We start from the raw sequence: 18088 nt of genomic DNA on the forward strand, positions 1-18088 counted from the left end.
TATGGCGAGGTACACCGTTCGAAATGTGCGCTCACCCTTGAACGAGGGGCGAGTGGGGCGGGCGGGCCTGATCGAGACTTGGGTGCGTAGAGAGCGCTTGACCGAATCGCCGCCGTCAGGGTGTGAAACGCAGGAGACGGTCGTCGTCCGGGGCGGGTTCTCCGCGACCGTCGGTGTTGTTCGTCAGCACGAGCAGCGTACCGTCGGGCGCCTCGACCACATCGCGCAGCCGGCCATGCTCGCCGGTCCACAACTCCGACGACGACTTCAGGTCGTCGAGCGGAACCCGGTGCAGGCGCTCGCCGCGCAGCCCGGCGATCAGGATGCTGTCATCGCCGACGGCCAGTCCGCTGGGGCTCGCTTCGTCGGGGGACCACTGCTGCACTGGATCGATGAAATCGCCCGAGCCGTCACCGGAGCCGCCGTCACCCGCACCGTCACCCTGCGCGATGCCTTCGACCTCGGGCCATCCGTAGTTCCCGCCTGCTTCGATGACGTTGAGTTCGTCCCACGCGTCCTGCCCGAATTCCGAGGCGTACATCGCGCCTTCGTCGTCCCACCCGATGCCCTGCGGGTTCCTGTGCCCCATGCTGAAGACGAGCGAATCGGCGAACGGATTGTCCGCAGGTATGTCGCCGTCGGGCGTCATGCGCAGAATCTTTCCCGTCAGCGCACCCTCGTCCTGCGCACTGTCGCGATCACCCGTATCGCCGAGAGTGGCATAGAGCATTCCGTCGGGCCCGAACGCGAGCCGCCCGCCGTTGTGGAAGTTCGCGGTCGGCAGCCCGTCGAGGATCGTCTCCTCCTCACCCAGGGACAGATTCCCGGCCTCGCCGAGGAGGTGGAACCGCACGATCCGATTCTCCGTCCCGGCAGCGAAGAAGGCATAGAGACGATCATCGTCGACGGCGAGACCGTGGAGGCCCGCCTCACCCGAGGACGAGGCATCATCGATCCGGCCGACCTCACGAACGTCGCCACCCGCGGAGACTTCGAGGATGCGACCCGAATCGCGTTCGCTGACCAGCATGGTCTGCCCGTGGAAGGCGATCGACCACGGGGATTCGAGGCCGGTCGCGACGACCTCGGGAGAGTCCGCGCCCGGTGTTGACGATCCTGACCCGGCGTCGGATGATCCGGAACCACTGCTCGCCGAGGCGGTCCCCGACTCCTCCCCGCCCCGATCGTTGGTCTCGCCGGAGCCCGAATCGGAGGCACAGGCGCTGAGGACGACGGCCAGGGACATGGCGGCGCCGGTGAGGAGCCGTCCGGTGCGGGAGCTTGCTGGGGTGCTCATGATCTCTCCTCCGTCGGGGAGCCCGGTGGCACAAGACTATCCGTCGGCCGCTCAAGAACTGAACCTCTTGCCGTTGACTGGGATCATCTGCCCAGGAATAGAACCGTCTGCTCGGACTGTTGTCTCAAATGTCTGAAATTCTGCGACTGCATCCCGCAACCGCACCGTACGCCCACCGAAGGAGCCTTCCGCCTTGTCCGTTCCGTTGAACATTCTCGATCTCGTGTCCATTCGGGAAGGATCCACCGCTCGCGATGCCATCGCCGAATCGATGACCTCGGCGAAACTGGCTGACGAGCTGGGGTACAAGCGGTTGTGGTTCGCCGAACACCACAACACGATGGGCCTGGCCGCCAGCGCCACGGCCCTCCTCATCTCACAGGCCGCCTCGGTGACGGAGAAGATCCGGGTCGGATCCGGCGGTGTCATGCTGCCCAACCACGCGCCACTCATGGTGGCCGAACAGTATGGAACGCTCGCGAATATCCACGGTGATCGCATCGACTTGGGCCTCGGGCGCGCACCCGGCACGGACGGGATGACCGCGCAGGCGCTCGCCCGATCGTCGGCGGAACCACAGGACTTCGCACAGAACATCTATGACATGCAGGGCTGGTTCTCCGAGACGGGGCAGGCACACACCATGCCGATCAAGTCCGCGGTCTCGGCGGGGATGAACGTGCCCATCTGGGTGCTCGGATCGACGATGAACGGCGCCTCGATCGCCGGTCAGCTGGGCCTGCCGTTCTCTCTGGCCTCGCACTTCGCACCCGATCAGATCGACATCGCGGTCAAGACCTATCGCGATTCGTTCACCACCGATGCGCCGACCGCGCAGATCGACGAGCCCTACGTCATGGCGGGGATCAACGTCTTGGTTGCCGACACCGACGCCGAGGCGGCCCGCCAGTTCACCTCAGTCCAGCAGATGTTCAATGACATGCGCACCGGTCGCCGCCGCAATCTGCAGCCCCCGGTCGACCCGGCCGAGATCTCTGCTCAGGGCGGGACCAGCCCGATGCTGTCCATCAGCGCCGTCGGCTCGCCCGACACAGCGACCGCGCAGATGGCCGAGTTCGTTCAGCGCACCGGCGCCGACGAGCTCATCACAGTCACCTACGCCTACGATCCAGAGGTGCAGCGCCGGTCGTTGCGACTGCTCGCCGACGCCTGGTTCTGAGGCGACGACTGAGCGGACCCCCGGCAGGGGCACGAGCCGCCCTAGGATCATTGAATGTGGGCATCGACGGTGTCTGCGAACCCGTCGAACCGCGGTAGATTGGGATCGTGATGATTGCCGTGCGTGAGGCGACTGCCGCCGATGTTCCCGCCGCCGCAGAAGTGCTCTCCAGAGCCTTCGACGAATACCCCTGGACGCGGTGGACGGTGCCGGCCGACCGCTATCGTGCGCGGCTGGAGGAGCTGCAGGCGATCTATCTCGCCCACGCGGTCGAGTGCGGGCTGGTGATCGTTGAGAAGGAGAGCCGGGGCGTGGCGGCCTTCGTGCCCCCGGAAGCTCCCGGCCTTACCTCCGAGCGACAGAATCGCGTGATTGAGCTGCTCGGTGATCGCCTCGAGGTGCTGGCGGCCACACACCTGCCGTCGCGGCCCCACGCCGCGTGGGATCTCGCCACCATCGGTGTGGAACCCGACAGCTGGGGGTCGGGCATCGCGTCGGCGATCCTCGCCGAAGGTCTGCGCCGGATGGACACGATCGGCTCCCTGGTGTCGCTGGAGACGTCGGATCCGCGCAATGTCACTCTCTACGCTCGATTCGGTTTCAGTACCATCGCCGAGACGCAGGTGCCGAACGGTCCGAAGGTCTCGACCATGGTCCGCACGCTTTCGACTGAAGCATAGAGGCACTCCGTCCTCACCGAGGCTCCGCCTCACCCCACCAGGCGCACATGCGCCGCCAGTCCGGTTTCGGTGTCGGTGAGCGTGCGGGCTGTGGACAGGACCGTCGACTCCATCGCCGAGGCGGCCCTGGTCGCCCGCACGTCAGCGCGCGTCGCGAGGCTGACCGTGCGGGTCAGCTGCGGATCGGCCAGGGGCGCCGAGGTCAGCTGGGGGCGATCGACGAGTACCATGGCCGGAACAATGGCGACGCCGAGTCCGCGTTCGACGAAGCGCAGAGCGGCATCCATCTCCACCCCCTCGACGACGACCCGGGGAATCAGGCCGGCTGTCTCGAACGCCGCAGATGTCGCCTCTCTGAGGTCGTAGCCGTGATGGAACAGTACCTGGGGACGGTCGGCCACCTCGGCGAGGGTGATCCGATCGGACATCGCATGGCCAGAGGCGAGCAGATCGGAACCGGCGGCGGCGATGACGACGAGATCCTCGGCGAGGATCCCGCGCAGGCTCAGCCTGGGCATCTGCGGGGCGAGGTCGAAGGTGCGGGTGATGAGCGCGAGGTCGAGCTCGCCACCGGCTAAGGCCTCGATGAGCTCGCGGGAGCCCTTCTCCACCAGCTCGAGCTCGACGCCGGGATGGGCGGTGTGGAAACGGCTGATGGCCTCGGCCACGAGGCTCACGCACAGGGTCGGGGTCGCACCCAGCCGGACGCGGCCGCGCCGCAGTCCGGCCAGCTCATCCATGTCGCGGCGGACCGCCTCGGCGTCGGCGAGCATCCGTTTCGCGCTCGGCAGCAGCGTCGCACCGGCATCCGTGAGCGTGATGTGTCCGTGCGCGCGGTGGAAGAGCTCGGTCCCGAGCTCCTTCTCCAACGTCGAGATCTGCCGGGAGAGCGAGGGCTGGGCCAAGTGGAGCGCCGCGGCGGCTTTCGTGAAGTGTCCGGTGGCGGCCACCTCGGCGAAGCTTCTCAGCTGTTCGAGGTTCATTGTGGGTCTCCGTGCTGGTCAGGCATGGCAATAGTCTATCGCTATTGACTTCACTCGAACAATGCATTGGACGTATGAAAGGGGCGGTTCCATAGTGGAGAATATGAACACCACACAGGGCGGACCCCGCCGAAAAGAACACTCCATCTCCACCTCGGTGCTGGTCATCGGAACCGGCGGATCGGGTCTGCGGGCCGCGATCGAGGTCGCCGAAGCCGGCGCCGATGTCCTCGTTGTCGGCAAACGGCCGAAGGAGGACGCGCACACCTCGCTGGCCGCCGGCGGCATCAATGCGGCCCTGGCGACGATGGACCCGGACGACACCTGGCAGCAGCACGCGGCCGACACGATCAAGGAATCCTATGACCTCGCCAACCCCCGCACCGTCGAAATCGTCACCCAGGGAGCAGCCGAAGGCATCGCTGACCTGGAGCGATATGGAATGGACTTTGCGAAGGAGGACGACGGTCGGATCTCTCAGCGCTTCTTCGGCGCCCACACCTGGCGTCGCACCGCTTTCGCCGGCGACTACACGGGGTTGGAAATCCAGCGCACCCTCATTCGTCGCGCCGAAGCCTTAGATATTCCGATCCTCGACCGCGTCTACATCACGAAGCTGCTCGTCGCCGACGGCCGCATCTTCGGCGCCTTCGGTTTCGACGTCATCGACGGCACCGGCTACCGAATCTACGCCGACGCCGTCATCCTCGCCGCCGGCGGACACAACCGGATCTGGCGACGCACTTCCTCACGTCGGGACGAGAACACCGGTGACTCCTTCCGCCTGGCCGTCGAAGCAGGAGCTCGACTGCGCGATGCCGAGCTCGTCCAGTTCCACCCGTCGGGCATCATCGAACCCGAGAACGCGGCCGGCACTCTGGTCTCCGAGGCGGCCCGCGGCGAAGGCGGCATCCTGCGCAACGGGCTGGGGGAGCGATTCATGGAACGCTACGACCCGCAGCGCATGGAACTCTCCACCCGCGACCGGGTGGCGCTTGCCGCCTACACGGAGATTGCCGAGGGGCGCGGCACCGAGAACGGGGGAGTGTGGCTCGACGTGTCCCACCTGCCGCGCGAGACCATCATGAACCGGCTGCCCCGAGTGTTCCAGACGCTCATGGAGACCCAGATGCTCGACATCACGGCCTCGCCGATCGAGATCGCCCCGACCGCGCACTACTCGATGGGCGGAGTGTGGGTCGACCCGGTCGATCACAGCACCGACGTCGAAGGATTGTGGGCCATCGGTGAGGCGTCGTCCGGTCTGCACGGGGCGAACCGGTTGGGCGGGAACTCGCTCATCGAGCTCCTCGTCTTCGGCCGGATCGTCGGGCGGTCCGCCGTTGCGTACTCCGATTCTCTTGAGGCTCAGGTGCGATCGCATGCCGCGGTTGACGAAGCCCGGGCGGAGATCTCCGATCTGCTGGAGTCCGAGGGCACCCAGAACGTGCGCGCCCTGCAGCGTGAGGTCCGCAACCTCATGACCGAGCACGCCGGAGTCGTCCGAGACGAGGCCGGTCTGCTCGCCGGGCTGGAGAAGCTCGCCGGCATCGAGGCGCGGATGGCCGACGTAGGCATCCACCCGGACATCGCCGGATTCGCCGACCTCTCCCACGCCTTCGATCTGCGGTCCTCGGTGCTCGCGGCCCGGGCGACGCTCGAGTGTGCTTTGGAGCGGCGGGAGACCCGCGGCTGCCACAACCGCAGCGACTACCCGGAGCAGGACCCGGACCTGCAGGTCAATTTGGTCTGGTCCCCGTCCACCGGAGTCGGCCGCGAGTCGATCCCTGAAGTTTCGGCGGATGTCGCGGCACTCATGCACACCGGCGAAATAAGCCAAGAAGGCAAACTAGTCGAATAATTGCTACCTGACGGCGGCCCAGCAACTCGCGCGAGGTTGCTGGGCCGCCGTCAGGTAGCAATTAAGGGGAGGGGCAGCAGTCGGCTGATGGTCCTGCGTCTGGTGGGCCGAGTCGTTGGCGGCGTCTCTCCGTGTGTCGTATGCTGGCAAGTCAGTCGATGCACCGACGACACCGACATGCAAGTGAGCCACGCGAGCGAAAGGTGAAGACATGACTGACAGCGACAAATCTGAGGACCGGAGCCCGGTGCCCGATCAGGCGGAGGCCAACGCCTTCTTCCCGAGCGCCTACTCGCTCTCCCAGTACACGTCGAGCAGGACCGACTTCGACGGCCCCGTCACCGAGGAGACATACACGGGCGGGAAGTGGAAGATCCTCACGATCGCCACCGACGAGCGGTACATGCTCATGAGAAACGGCACGTTCTTCTCCACTGGCAACCATCCCGTCGAGACGCTGCTGCCACTCCACCACATGGCCGAGGCCGGCTATGAGATCGATGTGGCCACCGTCAGCGGCGGACCCGGAAAATTCGAGTGGTGGGCCTACCCCGGGCAGGACGAGGCCATCGCCTCGGCATGGTCGAGCACCGAGACGAAATTCAAGGCTCCGCTGAGGCTCTCCGACGTCATCGCGAACGGCCTCGACGACTACGCTGCTATTTTCATCCCGGGCGGTCACGGTGCCATGAACGTCATCCCCTTCGACCGGGATGTGCAGGCCGCCTTGGACTTCTTCCTGGACAACGACAGGCTGATCATCACCCTCTGTCATGGCCCGGCGGCGTTGCTGGCCGCAGGCCTCGATCGCTCTGAGAACCGCTTTGCCGGCTACCGTGTCACTGCGTTCCCGGACGCTCTCGACTTCGGGGCGAACCTCGACATCGGCTATCTGCCCGGTAAGATGCCTTGGGCGCTCGGCGAGACGCTGACGAAGGACGGTATCGAGATCATCAACGATGAGATGACCGGTGCCACCACACGCGACCGCAACCTCCTGACCGGGGACAGTCCGCTCGCAGCGAATCAGCTCGGAAAAGAGTCTGTGGTCGCGCTTCTGGAGAGTTTCGGCAGCTGAGTCCTTCGTCGTTCAGCGTCCCGCCAGACGACCTGCACGTCGCTGAATGCGCCCGGCACCACACATTCAGCGACGTCGCGGGGGTTCGGCGGCGGTGGTCGGTGTTGCCAGCATTCTGCCAGCCTGGGCCAGGATAATCGACACCAGCCGCCCACTTGATCACTTTCGGAAGGACCATGGACGACTATCGAAGTCCCGGCTGGGACATCTCTCTTCGCACCTCAGAACAATTCAATAACGCGCGCGCAGACGCTCTGCGAGCGCAGAGCGCGCAGGCAGGTGGTCGCCGTTGACCTGGCTGCTCTCGCTGCTCATAGGCCTCCTCGTCGTCCTCCTCATCACGGTGGCCACCGGCTACTTCGTGGCGCAGGAATTCGCGTATATGGCCGTCGATCGATCTCGTCTGGCCGCACGTTCGGCCTCCGGTGATCGCGCCGCGGACAGGGCCCTGTCCATCACCCGCCGCACCTCCTTCATGCTCTCCGGCGCGCAGCTGGGCATCACCGTCACCGGACTGCTCGTCGGCTACGTCGCCGAACCGCTCATCGGCACAGCCGTCGGCGAGGCCCTCGGCGGCACCCTGATCCCTGCCGGCACAGGTGTGCTCATCGGCACGGTCCTCGCCCTCCTCGTCTCAACGCTCATCCAGATGCTCTTCGGTGAGCTGTTCCCGAAGAACCTGGCCATCGCCCGCCCCGAGGCGCTCGCCACGTGGCTCGCCCGGTCGACCGCGATCTACCTCGCCGTGTTCGGCTGGCTCATCACGATCTTCGACAAAGCCTCGAACGCCCTGCTGCGCGTCCTCGGCATCGAACCGGTCCACGACGTCGACCACTCCGCCACCCGGCGCGACCTCAAACACATCGTCGCCGAATCCCGGGAGGGCGGCGAGATCGTCGACGACGATTCGCTCATCCTCGACCGCATCCTCGACTTCCCGCAGCAGAGCGTCGCCCACGCCACTGTGCCGCGCTCACGCGTCGACGCCATCGACATCGACACGCCCCTGGACGAGGTGCGCGACCTGATGAGCCGCGGCCACTCCCGCTACCCCGTGCTCGACGCCGATGATCAGGTGATCGGCACGATCGACCTCCTCGACGTCCTCGCCGAGGCGGGGTCGGGCACCACCGAAAACCTCGCCGAGGCGGCGCCGAGCGCTGCGGACACCGTCACCGCGACCGGGGTCCGTTCCCTCTTGCGCGACCCGGTCTTCGTCCCGGAATCCCTGCCGCTGCCGGACGCGGTGGCCACCCTCTTCGAACGGCGGGAGCAGATGGCCTGCGTCGTCGACGAATACGGCGGCTTCGCCGGAATCCTGACGATGGAGGACCTCGGTGAGGAACTCGTCGGTGACATCGCCGACGAACACGACCACATCGTCGAAGAACTCATCGAGACCGGCGACGGCACCTGGACAGCACCCGGGGTCATCCCCCTCGACGAGGTGGCCCGCGTCCTCCAACGCGAACTGCCGACCACCTCGGCGCAGACCTTGTCGGGCCTCGTCATCGAACACCTTCGCGGATTCCCCGAGGTGGGTGACCGGGTGTCGATCGAACTGCCGATCGATCCCGCCGACCTGAGCGGAAACGACACCCCGGAGACCGAGCATCTCAACATCGACGTCATCGAGGTGGCCACGCATGTGCCCGCGCGGCTGCGGATCGGAATCGAGGTGGCACGATGAGCAATCCCTGGGTCATCACAGCGATCACGATCGCCATCATCGGGCTGTCCGCGTTCTTCGTCGCCGTCGAATTCGCGCTCATCGCCGCCAAACGGCACCGTCTCGAAGACGCGGCCGCGGACAGCCGTTCGGCTCGAGCGCCTTGCGCAGCTCGACCGAGTTGTCGGTGCTGCTGGCCGGGTCGCAGCTGGGCATCACGGCCTGCACCCTGGCGCTCGGGGCGATCACGAAACCGGCCGTCCACCATTGGATCACCCCGGTCGCCGAGGCGCTCGGCCTGCCGCTGTGGATCGCCGACATCGTCGGCTTCGTGCTCGCCCTCGTCATCGTCACCTTCCTCCACCTCGTCGTCGGTGAGATGGCGCCGAAGTCGTGGGCGGTGGCGCATCCGGAACGCTCGGCGATCATGCTCGCATTGCCGATGCGGGCATTCATGCTCCTCACCCGCCCGCTGCTGCATGTGCTCAACAACGCTGCGAACGCGTGCCTGCGCCTGGTTCGGGTCGAACCCGTCGACGAGGTCGATCAGGCGCACACGCCCGAGGACCTGAGGCAGCTGCTGCAGCATTCGGCGCAGGCGGGAACCTTGGAGAAGGAGTCCTCGGAGGCTCTGCTCGGCGCCCTCGACCTCACCAGGCTCACACTTGACGAGCTCGTGGCTGGTCGCCCGGAGCCGACAGCCGTCGGTCCGGCAGCGACTGCGGGTGAGGTGCGCGAGGCGTCGCGACGTGACCGTCACCGTCGCATCCTCGTGCGCACCGAGGCTGACGGCCCGCTGAGTCATGTGGTGCATGTCAGGGATGTGCTCGGACTTACCGAGGATGCTCCCATCGCCGAGGCGGCCCGTCCCGTCGCCGTCGTGGACGGATCGATGACCGTGGTGCGGGCATTCAAAGCGATGCGGGAGGACAGCGTGCAGCTGGCTTTGGTGGAGAGGGCCGACGGCAGCCATGCGGTCGTCACCGTCACCGACGTGCTCACCCACCTGCTCACCACCGGTCAGGTGCCCTCCCGATAATTACTACCTGACGGCGGCCCAGCAACCTCGCGCGAGGTTGCTGGGCCGCCGTCAGGTATGTCTGAGCCAGGACATGATGCATGCATCAATGTATGCATCTGTTATCGTGGGCCTGTGAATGATTTGCTGACACTGCCCTGGCAGCGCATCGACGACTCCGCTCCGATCGCCGTTCGGATGGCCGCGGCGACCGCCCGGGAGATCATCGAGGGCCGACACGAACCCGGCGACCTCCTGATCGAGTCCGACCTCGCCGCCGCACACAACGCCAGCCGCACACCAGCGAGAGAGGCGATGCTCCAGCTCGAACGCTGGCGCCTCGTCCGCCTCGTCCCGAAGAAGGGCGCGCTCGTGACCACCGTGACGGGCAAGGAGCGCCGCGACCTGCTCGCCGTGCGCTCGATGTTCGAGATCGACGCCGTCGAGACACTGTCCGACAGCGGCGACCTCACCGCTCTGGCCGCCGATCTGCGCACCCTGCTCGGCGAGCAGAGGAAGGCCCTTGACGCGGGCGATCCACTCGGCTTCGCCAGCGCCGACTACGCCTTCCACGCCCGCCTGATCCGCAGCGGCGACAACGCCGTCGTCACCGAGATGCTCACCACCATGGGCCCGCGCCTGGCCCGCCTGACTTTCCAGGTCGCCATCGACGCGCCGCACACCCTCGACACGCTCCTGACCGAGCACGAAACTCTCACCGACCGCGCCGAGTCGGGCGACGCAGAAGGCTTCGCCCGACTCGTCCGCGCCCACATCGAAGGCTCCCACTTCCCGCAGTCCCGCTGAGGAGGACCATGACCGCTTACCCCTCGACCTCCACGACCGACGCCGCCGAGGCAGTCCCCACCGGGGACAGAAATACCTGCGCCGAGGCAGCGCTCACCGGGAACAGGAATACCCGCCCCGAGGCGGCCCCCGCCACGGACGTCGAAACGACGGTTCCGAACCATGCCCGGTCCCACCTCGGCGAGGTGGATCCCGATCGAGAGCCAGAACGGCCACGGCGGGCGCGGGCGTGGCTGATGGTGGCCCCGGCGATGTTCCTGCTCGCATGGGGCGGCAATCATTTCACCCCGCTCGTCCACATGTATGAGGAGGACGGCGGCTACGCCATCTGGCAGGCGAACCTGCTGCTGGGCATGTACGTGGGCGGACTCATTCCGGGACTGTTGGTCGCCTCGGCGCTGTCGGATCGGCATGGACGCAAACCGGTCCTCATCGCCGGATCTCTCGCCGCGATAGCCGGCAGTCTCGGGCTCGGGATCGGTTTCGATCAGTTCTGGCTGCTCTGCCTGGGCAGGGTGTTCGCGGGGATCGGCGTCGGGGTGGCGATGTCGGTGGGCACGAGCTGGATCAAGGAGCTCTCGGCCCCGCCGTTCGATCACCAGGCCGGAATCACCGCTGGTGCCCGGCGTCCTTCACTGACGCTGACTTTGGGGTTTGCCATGGGCGCGGCGGTCACCGGGTGCCTGGCCCAGTGGGGGCCGGTGCCCGAAGTCGTGCCCTACGCCGTGCACGGAGTGCTCAACCTCGCCGCACTGATCCTGGTGATCTTCGCGCCGGAATCGATGCCTCGCGACCAACGGGCAGCAGGCCATTGGTGGCACGGTCTGCGCGTTCCGCTCGTCGCGCATCGGACGTTCCTGCGACTGATCGTGCCGGCCGCGCCCTGGGTGTTCGGTGCCGCCGGGGTCGCCTATGCCGTGATGCCGGCGATCGTGCAGGGAGAGCTGGGGGAGTGGACGACGATGTATGCCACGGTGCTCACCGTCGTCACGCTCGGAGCCGGTGCGCTGGTGCAGAACATCGTGCCGTGGATCAATCGGCTGACCGGCGGGCGGGCGCTCGTCGTGGGACTGGCGCTGATGACCGTGGGGATGGGGCTCGGGGCGGTGGCCGCACTTCTGGCGGACCCGATCCTCGCGTTCATCGTGGCGATCGTGCTCGGTGTCGCCTACGGAATCTGTGTGGTCTCGGGGCTCATCATCGTCCAGGCCATCGCCTCACCGCAGGAGCTCGCCGGCATCACCGGGGTCTACTATTCGCTGGCGTACTCCGGGTTCCTGCTGCCCACGGTGCTCGCCGCCCTGCTGCCCGTGCTGTCGTACACGGTGTCCTTGGCGGCGGTGGCCATCATCTGCCTAGCCTGCCTCGCAGCAGTCGCCTTATCCACCAAACACCCCTAATTGCTACCTGACGGCGGCCCAGCAACCTGGCGCCAGGTATCTGGGCCGCCGTCGGGTAGTTCTGAGAGGGGATGCGGAGTGCGAACCCAGACACCTACCATGAGAACAACCGTCGCCTACCGATAGGGATCGACCATATGCCCGGCAAGACACGTCACCAGTCCCCAGCCGTCAACGCGTTCATCGACATCATGGGCCCGCGCCACGTCCTCACCTCTGCGCGGGCGACCGCACCGTACGCCAAGGGCAACCGCTTCGGCGGCGGCAATGTGCTGGCCGTGCTGCGACCGGGCAGCCTCGTCGACATGTGGCGGGCCCTTCAGGTCTGCGTCGACAATGACCTCATCGTCATTCCGCAGTCGGCCAACACCGGCCTGACCGGCGGCTCCGGCCCCGGTGCGCAGGACTACGACCGTCCGATCGTCATCATCTCCACCCTGCGGATCAACGAGATCCACCTCATCAACGACGCCCGCGAAGCGATCTGCCTGGCCGGATCCACTCTCTACGAACTCGACGAGGCGCTCGCCCCGTTCCACCGCGAACCGCACTCGGTCATCGGCTCATCCTCGATCGGCGCCTCCGTCATCGGCGGTATCGCCAACAACTCCGGCGGCTCCCAGATCCGCAAGGGTCCGGCGTTCACGAAGCACGCGATCTTCGCCCGCGTCAACGAGGAGGGGCGACTCGAGCTCGTCAACCACCTCGGCGTGGAGCTCGGCGACGACCCCGCCCACATCCTTGACAAACTCCAGCGCGGAGACTGGGACCCTGCCGAGGTCACGCCCGCCCCGGAGGACACGACGGAGACCGAGTATGGGGAGCAGGTCCGCAGGATCGTCGACTCCCCGGCCCGGTTCAACGCGAACTCCGACTACCTGTACGAGGCGTCCGGTTCGGCCGGGAAGCTCATGGTCTTCGCCGTGCGCACCCGCACCTTCCCGAAGGAAGAAGGAGCGACCACGTTCTACGTCGGCACGAATTCTCCGGCCGAACTCGAAGAGCTGCGACGGGCGATTCTCACCTCGGACATGCCGCTGCCGATCTCGGGCGAATACATGGGCCGACCCTCGTTCGACCTCGCCGAGAAGTACGGCAAAGACACGTTCGTCTCGATCAAGCACGCCGGCAGCCGCGAGCAGATCAGGCTGTTCGCGCTGAAGAACTGGGCCAACGGCGTGTTCGCGAAGCTGCCGTTCTTCGGCGAGACCGTCGCCGACACGATCGCGCAGAACGCGTTCGGTCTGCTCCCGCAGCAGCTGCCTAAGCGGATGCTCGAGTACCGCGACCGCTTCAAGCATCACCTGCTCCTCGTCGTCAGTGCCGAGGAGAAGAACCGGATGGGTGCGTTCCTTGACGACTTCTTCGCCGAGGCGGCCCACCAAGGTGACTATTTCGTGTGCAGCGCCGATGAAGCTCAGTCCGCGATGCTGCATCGTTTCGGTGCCGCGAGTGCTGCGACCCGGTACTTCAACCTCAACCGTGAGGACTCCTCGGACATGATCACCTTCGACGTGGCGCTGCGCCGCGACGATCAGGACTGGCTCGAGGTGCTGCCCGACGAGATCGCCGACCAGCTGCACATCAGCTCCTACTACGGGCACTTCTTCTGCCACGTCTTCCACCAGGACCACGTGGCGAAGAAGGGCGTCGACACGGTGGCGCTGAAGCAGCAGATGACCGAACTGCTCGAGGCCCGGGGTGCGGCCGTGCCTGCCGAGCACAACTACGGCCGGCTCTACCCCGTGCCGCCGGAGATGGAAGCGCACTTCAAGGACCTCGACCCGCACAACGTATTCAACGCCGGAGTCGGCGAGACGTCGGCGAAGAAAGACTGGGCGTGAGCCTGGAACCTCCGGGTGGGGCATCGCAGCACAGCAGAGCGTCGATCACTCACCCCGCAGTCCGCAGCGACCCGGGCCATACGCAACACCCCACACCGTTAGCAGCATTTCACCCCTCTGCAACGGGGTGAAATGCTGCTAACGGTGATGGATGCGCGACTCACGGTGAGCTGACGCGCCGCCGGTGACTGGTGTCGTCGGCCTCAGGCTGGTACCCGCAGCCGACCTGGCGACCTCTGACGCGGCGAAATCAGTCCTCGTCTTCGATCTCAGCGGCGGCGGCCGCCTCGGCGCGGGCCTGCTTTGATTTGCGGACCCGGGAGACCGTCATGATGGTCAGCGCGATGATGAAACCGATCGCTGCGCCGATCACGATGGAGTAGGTGCTGGATGGGGCACCGGGCATCGCACGATTGCCCATGCCGACGTCGATGAGCGGGTAGCCGTTGCTCATGTGGAAGACGACGGCGGCGAGCCAGGCGAGGGTGAATACGCCCCCGATGACGTTGGCGGCGATCAGCCGTTTCGGCGAAACGCGTGCCATGGCCAGCGAGAAGTCCACGTTCTCGCGCCTGCAGTACGCCGAGATGGCCACCCCGCTCACGCCGGAGGCCAGGACGATGAGTGCCGACCACAGGCCAGCTCCGAGAACGGCGAAGATGAGCGCGAGCGTGAAGAACGCATACGTGGAGAAGATCGAACCGAAAGTATAGGCCCTCAGAATGACGTCGCGTTCGCGTTCGTCTCCCATCGAGGGGTCGTCGAAGCCGGCGATTCTGTCGGCAAGAGCGTTAGAGCGGTTCTTGTTGTCACTGACGTTGTTCACGGCGATTCCTCCTTCAGTGAGAAGATCTCTTCGACTGTCGTGTCCAAGGCTCGGGCGATGCGCAGCGCCAGATAGACGCTGGGGGCGTAGTCGCCGCGCTCGGTCGCGATGATCGTCTGCCGCGACACCCCTGTGAGCTGGGCCAACTGTGCCTGCGTGAGCCCGGAAGCCTTGCGAACCTGCTTGAGGTCCGAGGTCTGAACTTCCATACCGTTCCTTGATGTCAACTTCCCTTTACATCAACAAGTAAAGCATGTTTGACATCGAGATGTCAATGATCTTTGACATCGCCGAGGCGGCCCTGCCGTTCCGTGGCCCCGCGGGGTCGCGTTTAGGCCGCCGAGGTCGGGCTGAGCCGGTGAGCCGTCGTCTCCTGCGCGCACAACATCCCGCAAACGCGAATACACCCCGCCGCAACGGGGTGTATTCTCGCTAACTGTGACGGATGCGGAGCCAGGCGTGCGAAGAGAGACTGACGCAGGGACGTGGCCCTAACGGTGATGGATGCGCAGCCAGTGGCGCGAAGAGAGATCAACGCGAGGGTGTCACACCAACGGTGACGGATGCTCGCCGAGGTCGACGGTGCAGCGTTCGCCGAGGCGACCGCCGGTCGCCGCATCGGCCTCACCGGCCGCAGCAACACTCGCCCACCGCCGACCTACGACTCGACAACCTTTTCGCGCCGACGGTCCTTCGCCAGTCGCGCTTCGTGACTCGACCTGGAAGGGTTGAGCAGCTTCAGCAGCGACAGAGCGATGATCGCTCCCAGCACGGCGCAGCCGGCGGGCAGCAGCATCGCGGTCTTCGCATCGAAGGCGTCGATGATGTTGCCGGCGACGGCCGAACCGAAGGCGACGCCGAAGCCCAGAGAGGTGCCCAACCAGGCGAATGCCTCGGTGAGCCTGCGCGGGGGAGCGAGCTGCTCGATGACGGAGTTCGCGCCGATGAGGCTCGGTGCGATCGCGGATCCGACGACGATGAGGATGATGCCGTAGGTGACCATCGAGTTCGCCAGCAGCATCAGGCACGCACCCACGGCCAGAGCGGACACGGCCACGCCGAAGCGGTGATGGACCGCGGCCTGCCAGTTGCGGGCCCCGTACAGCGCACCGGAGACCAGCGATCCCAGCGCCAGGCACGACAGCAGCACACCGGCAGAGGACTTCACGCCGAGTTCGTCGGCGAAGGCGACGGCGATGACGTCGATGGCACCGAAGTTCACGCCGAGGAAGATGTTGACGATGATGATCGCGAAGATGCCCGGGTTCGAGAACACGTGGCCCTTCGCCTCGGTGGTCCGCTCCACCGGTGGGGGTTCGGTCGACTTCTGGATGTAGAGCAGCAGCGAGCCGACACCGACGGTGATCATCGACAGGATGATGCCCGCCGGCGGCCACACGGCTGTCGCGAGCACCGTGGCCAGCACCGGCCCGGAGACGAACATCAGCTCATCGGCGACCGACTCCCATGAGAACGCGGTCTGCAGCTTCTTCGGGGTGTCGACGATATGCGACCAGCGCGACCTCACCAGAGAACCGACGGAGCCGACGGTGGCGCCGCCGATGCCGGCGAAGACGAAGACGAATCCCGTCCACCATTCCTCGTACACGGAGACGATGAGCAGCGCCAACGCGATGAGGTGGGTGATGACGATGGGCACCATGACCTTCGCCTGGCCGAGGCGGTCGACGAGGCGAGCGATCCCGGGGCCCGCAAGCGCCTGGACGATCATGTAGACGGCGGAGACGATGCCGGCCATGCCGTACGACCCGGTCACGCCCTGGATGAAGAGGACAATTCCCAGCCCCAGCACTGCGATGGGCATCCGGGCGACGAGACCGGCCAAGGAGAACTTGAGAGCACCGGGAAGCGACAGAATTTCCCGATAGTTATTGAACACCAGGAAAGTCTACCGAGCGCTCCGAATGACAGCCAGACGAATTCTGCGTTATTACTGGTGAATCCCCTCACCTCGGCGCCGGAGGTCATTGGTGGGTAACGAACCGGTATCAGTCCCGGTCCCCCCGGTCGAAACCGGGGATCACTGCGTCTGACAAGGCAGAACACCTCGCCGAGGCGGCTCTGTCCTCCCGTCCGTCCCCGCGGTGCCGGATGGGGTGCGTCGCGTGGCTGAGAAATGGGTCACCTCGGTCGCTATACAATGAGCGGGATTGCCCAATGACCCCGGCGCCCGGCGCCGACCGCTCAAACCCCGGAGTGCCGATGACGGACAACACCACCTTCGACGATCTCTTCGACCACCAGAACGAGGAACAGCAGCGCCCGCGCAAGAAGAAGCGCGTCTGGCGCAAGGTACTCGTCGCACTGCTGATCATCGTCATCCTCGGCGTGCTCGGCATCGGGCTCTACGTCTGGAGCGTCGGTCGGTCGTTCGACAAGAACGCGAACCAGCTCAGCGATGAGCAGGTCTTCGGCAAGTCCGGCGGCGGTAAGGACGGCGACGGCACGAACATCCTGCTCCTGGGCTCGGACGAGTCGATGAAAGATGTCGACGTCAACGATTCGCGCGGCCTGCGTTCGGACACGATCATGGTCATGCACCTGCCCGAGGATGGCGGCAACGTCCAGATCATGTCGATCCCGCGCGACACCTACGTCGACATCGAGGGCCACGGAAAGTCGAAGATCAACGCGGCACTGTCCTACGGCGGTCTGCCGCTGGCGGTGTCGACGGTCTCGGACTTCATCGGCACCGAACTGGATCACGTGGCGATCATCGACTTCGAGGGATTCAAGGCACTGACCGATAGCCTCGGCGGGGTGACCGTGAACTCCGAGCAGGCGTTCGAGAAGAACGGCTACTCGTTCACCAAGGGCGAGAACGTCCTCAACGGTGACGAGGCGCTGACCTTCGTGCGTGAGCGCAAGCAGTTCCAGGACGGCGACCTCCAGCGCGCACGTAACCAACAGGCGTTCATCCGCGGGCTGACGAATGAGATGATCTCGGCCGATACTCTGTCGAACCCGAAGAAGATCCAGGACATGGTCAAGAACTTCGCGCCGTACATGTACGTCGACTCGGGCATGGACGCGAAGTACATCTCCGCGACTGCGTTCAATATGCGCGACGTCCGTCCCGGCGACATCGAGTTCTTCACCGCGCCCGTCGCCGGCGTCGGCACCTCCCCGGACGGTCAGTCGATCGTCAACGTCGACGAGGATGAGCTGAAGAAGGTCCGCGACGCGTTCAAGAACGACACCGTGGCCGACTACGTGCAGAACGCCCCGGAGGCCCACCTCTAAAACCTCGCCGAGGCGGCTCGTCCCCGGGTGTTCCTCGCCGAGGCGGCTCACCGCAGCCGCAGACGTGGACTCCCAGCTCCGCTGAGTCATACATCGAGCCCCGCTCCAGGATCGTTCCGGAGCGGGGCTCTGGTCGTACGGCGAGTTTCGGCCGATATCAGCGGACGCATAATCGCCTTTA

At 65.8% G+C, this 18088-nt stretch carries 15 protein-coding genes; 10 read left to right on the forward strand and 5 right to left on the reverse strand.

What is annotated here, in order from left to right; all coding sequences use genetic code 11:
• Nucleotides 1-115: 115 nt before the first annotated feature.
• The gene (locus LJ362_RS01775) at nt 116-1297 is read right to left on the reverse strand and encodes a PQQ-dependent sugar dehydrogenase (RefSeq protein WP_264800468.1); all 1182 of its coding nucleotides are present in this window, start codon (nt 1295-1297) and stop codon (nt 116-118) included.
• A gap of 193 nt (nt 1298-1490) precedes the next feature.
• Here LJ362_RS01775 and LJ362_RS01780 point away from each other — a divergent pair, with 193 nt between their 5' ends.
• Nucleotides 1491-2477 (forward strand): LLM class flavin-dependent oxidoreductase, encoded by a 987-nt coding sequence (locus tag LJ362_RS01780; protein ID WP_264800469.1) that lies wholly within the window; start codon nt 1491-1493, stop codon nt 2475-2477.
• A gap of 110 nt (nt 2478-2587) precedes the next feature.
• Nucleotides 2588-3157 (forward strand): GNAT family N-acetyltransferase, encoded by a 570-nt coding sequence (locus LJ362_RS01785; RefSeq protein ID WP_264801751.1) that lies wholly within the window; start codon nt 2588-2590, stop codon nt 3155-3157.
• Nucleotides 3158-3186: 29 nt separating this feature from the next.
• Here the strand turns inward: LJ362_RS01785 and LJ362_RS01790 are convergent, their stop codons facing one another.
• The gene (locus LJ362_RS01790; protein WP_264800470.1) at nt 3187-4140 is read right to left on the reverse strand and encodes a LysR family transcriptional regulator; all 954 of its coding nucleotides are present in this window, start codon (nt 4138-4140) and stop codon (nt 3187-3189) included.
• Between the two features lie 103 nt (nt 4141-4243).
• Here LJ362_RS01790 and LJ362_RS01795 point away from each other — a divergent pair, with 103 nt between their 5' ends.
• From LJ362_RS01795 to dld, 7 genes are all read left to right on the forward strand, one after another.
• Nucleotides 4244-6001 (forward strand): FAD-dependent oxidoreductase, encoded by a 1758-nt coding sequence (locus LJ362_RS01795; protein WP_264800471.1) that lies wholly within the window; start codon nt 4244-4246, stop codon nt 5999-6001.
• A 211-nt stretch (nt 6002-6212) separates the two neighbouring features.
• Nucleotides 6213-7079 (forward strand): glyoxalase III HchA, encoded by an 867-nt coding sequence (hchA, locus tag LJ362_RS01800; protein WP_264800472.1) that lies wholly within the window; start codon nt 6213-6215, stop codon nt 7077-7079.
• A 289-nt stretch (nt 7080-7368) separates the two neighbouring features.
• Complete coding sequence (locus LJ362_RS01805; protein ID WP_264800473.1) at nt 7369-8769, forward strand: hemolysin family protein; 1401 nt, start codon at nt 7369-7371, stop codon at nt 8767-8769.
• A gap of 142 nt (nt 8770-8911) precedes the next feature.
• Nucleotides 8912-9787, forward strand: coding sequence for a CNNM domain-containing protein (locus tag LJ362_RS01810; protein ID WP_320109142.1), 876 nt, complete (start codon nt 8912-8914; stop codon nt 9785-9787).
• 114 nt (nt 9788-9901) lie between these two features.
• Nucleotides 9902-10573 carry a GntR family transcriptional regulator gene (locus tag LJ362_RS01815; protein WP_264800475.1) on the forward strand — a complete coding sequence of 224 codons (672 nt, stop codon included), beginning with the start codon at nt 9902-9904 and terminating at the stop codon, nt 10571-10573.
• Nucleotides 10574-10581: 8 nt separating this feature from the next.
• A complete protein-coding gene (locus LJ362_RS01820) occupies nt 10582-11973 on the forward strand; it encodes an MFS transporter (protein WP_264800476.1) in 1392 nt (463 codons plus the stop codon).
• Between the two features lie 137 nt (nt 11974-12110).
• Nucleotides 12111-13817: a D-lactate dehydrogenase gene (gene dld / locus LJ362_RS01825; protein ID WP_264800477.1), complete on the forward strand. Its 1707-nt coding sequence runs from the start codon at nt 12111-12113 to the stop codon at nt 13815-13817.
• 250 nt (nt 13818-14067) lie between these two features.
• Here the strand turns inward: dld and LJ362_RS01830 are convergent, their stop codons facing one another.
• The 3 genes from LJ362_RS01830 to LJ362_RS01840 form a co-directional block, all read right to left on the reverse strand.
• Nucleotides 14068-14643, reverse strand: a complete 576-nt coding sequence (locus LJ362_RS01830; protein WP_264800478.1) for a hypothetical protein — start codon at nt 14641-14643, stop codon at nt 14068-14070.
• Entirely contained in the window at nt 14640-14852 is a 213-nt protein-coding gene (locus LJ362_RS01835) for a helix-turn-helix transcriptional regulator (protein ID WP_264800479.1), read from the reverse strand. The genes LJ362_RS01830 and LJ362_RS01835 overlap by 4 nt, the downstream gene beginning before the upstream one ends.
• Before the next feature lie 449 nt (nt 14853-15301).
• Nucleotides 15302-16543, reverse strand: a complete 1242-nt coding sequence (locus tag LJ362_RS01840) for an MFS transporter (RefSeq protein WP_264800480.1) — start codon at nt 16541-16543, stop codon at nt 15302-15304.
• Nucleotides 16544-16866: 323 nt separating this feature from the next.
• Here LJ362_RS01840 and LJ362_RS01845 point away from each other — a divergent pair, with 323 nt between their 5' ends.
• Entirely contained in the window at nt 16867-17907 is a 1041-nt protein-coding gene (locus LJ362_RS01845) for an LCP family protein (RefSeq protein ID WP_264800481.1), read from the forward strand.
• Nucleotides 17908-18088 lie beyond the last annotated feature (181 nt).

This window comes from Brevibacterium sp. JSBI002 (assembly GCF_026013965.1).
Taxonomy (GTDB): domain Bacteria; phylum Actinomycetota; class Actinomycetes; order Actinomycetales; family Brevibacteriaceae; genus Brevibacterium.

Excerpts from the sequence above, each read along its gene's own strand:
- LJ362_RS01845 (WP_264800481.1), top strand. The coding sequence starts at position 16,867 with ATGACGGACAACACCACCTTCGACGATCTCTTCGACCACCAGAACGAG.
- LJ362_RS01775 (WP_264800468.1), bottom strand. The coding sequence starts at position 1,297 with ATGAGCACCCCAGCAAGCTCCCGCACCGGACGGCTCCTCACCGGCGCC.
- dld (WP_264800477.1), top strand. The coding sequence starts at position 12,111 with ATGCCCGGCAAGACACGTCACCAGTCCCCAGCCGTCAACGCGTTCATC.
- LJ362_RS01835 (WP_264800479.1), bottom strand. The coding sequence starts at position 14,852 with ATGGAAGTTCAGACCTCGGACCTCAAGCAGGTTCGCAAGGCTTCCGGG.
- LJ362_RS01790 (WP_264800470.1), bottom strand. The coding sequence starts at position 4,140 with ATGAACCTCGAACAGCTGAGAAGCTTCGCCGAGGTGGCCGCCACCGGA.
- LJ362_RS01785 (WP_264801751.1), top strand. The coding sequence starts at position 2,588 with ATGATTGCCGTGCGTGAGGCGACTGCCGCCGATGTTCCCGCCGCCGCA.
- hchA (WP_264800472.1), top strand. The coding sequence starts at position 6,213 with ATGACTGACAGCGACAAATCTGAGGACCGGAGCCCGGTGCCCGATCAG.
- LJ362_RS01795 (WP_264800471.1), top strand. The coding sequence starts at position 4,244 with ATGAACACCACACAGGGCGGACCCCGCCGAAAAGAACACTCCATCTCC.
- LJ362_RS01820 (WP_264800476.1), top strand. The coding sequence starts at position 10,582 with ATGACCGCTTACCCCTCGACCTCCACGACCGACGCCGCCGAGGCAGTC.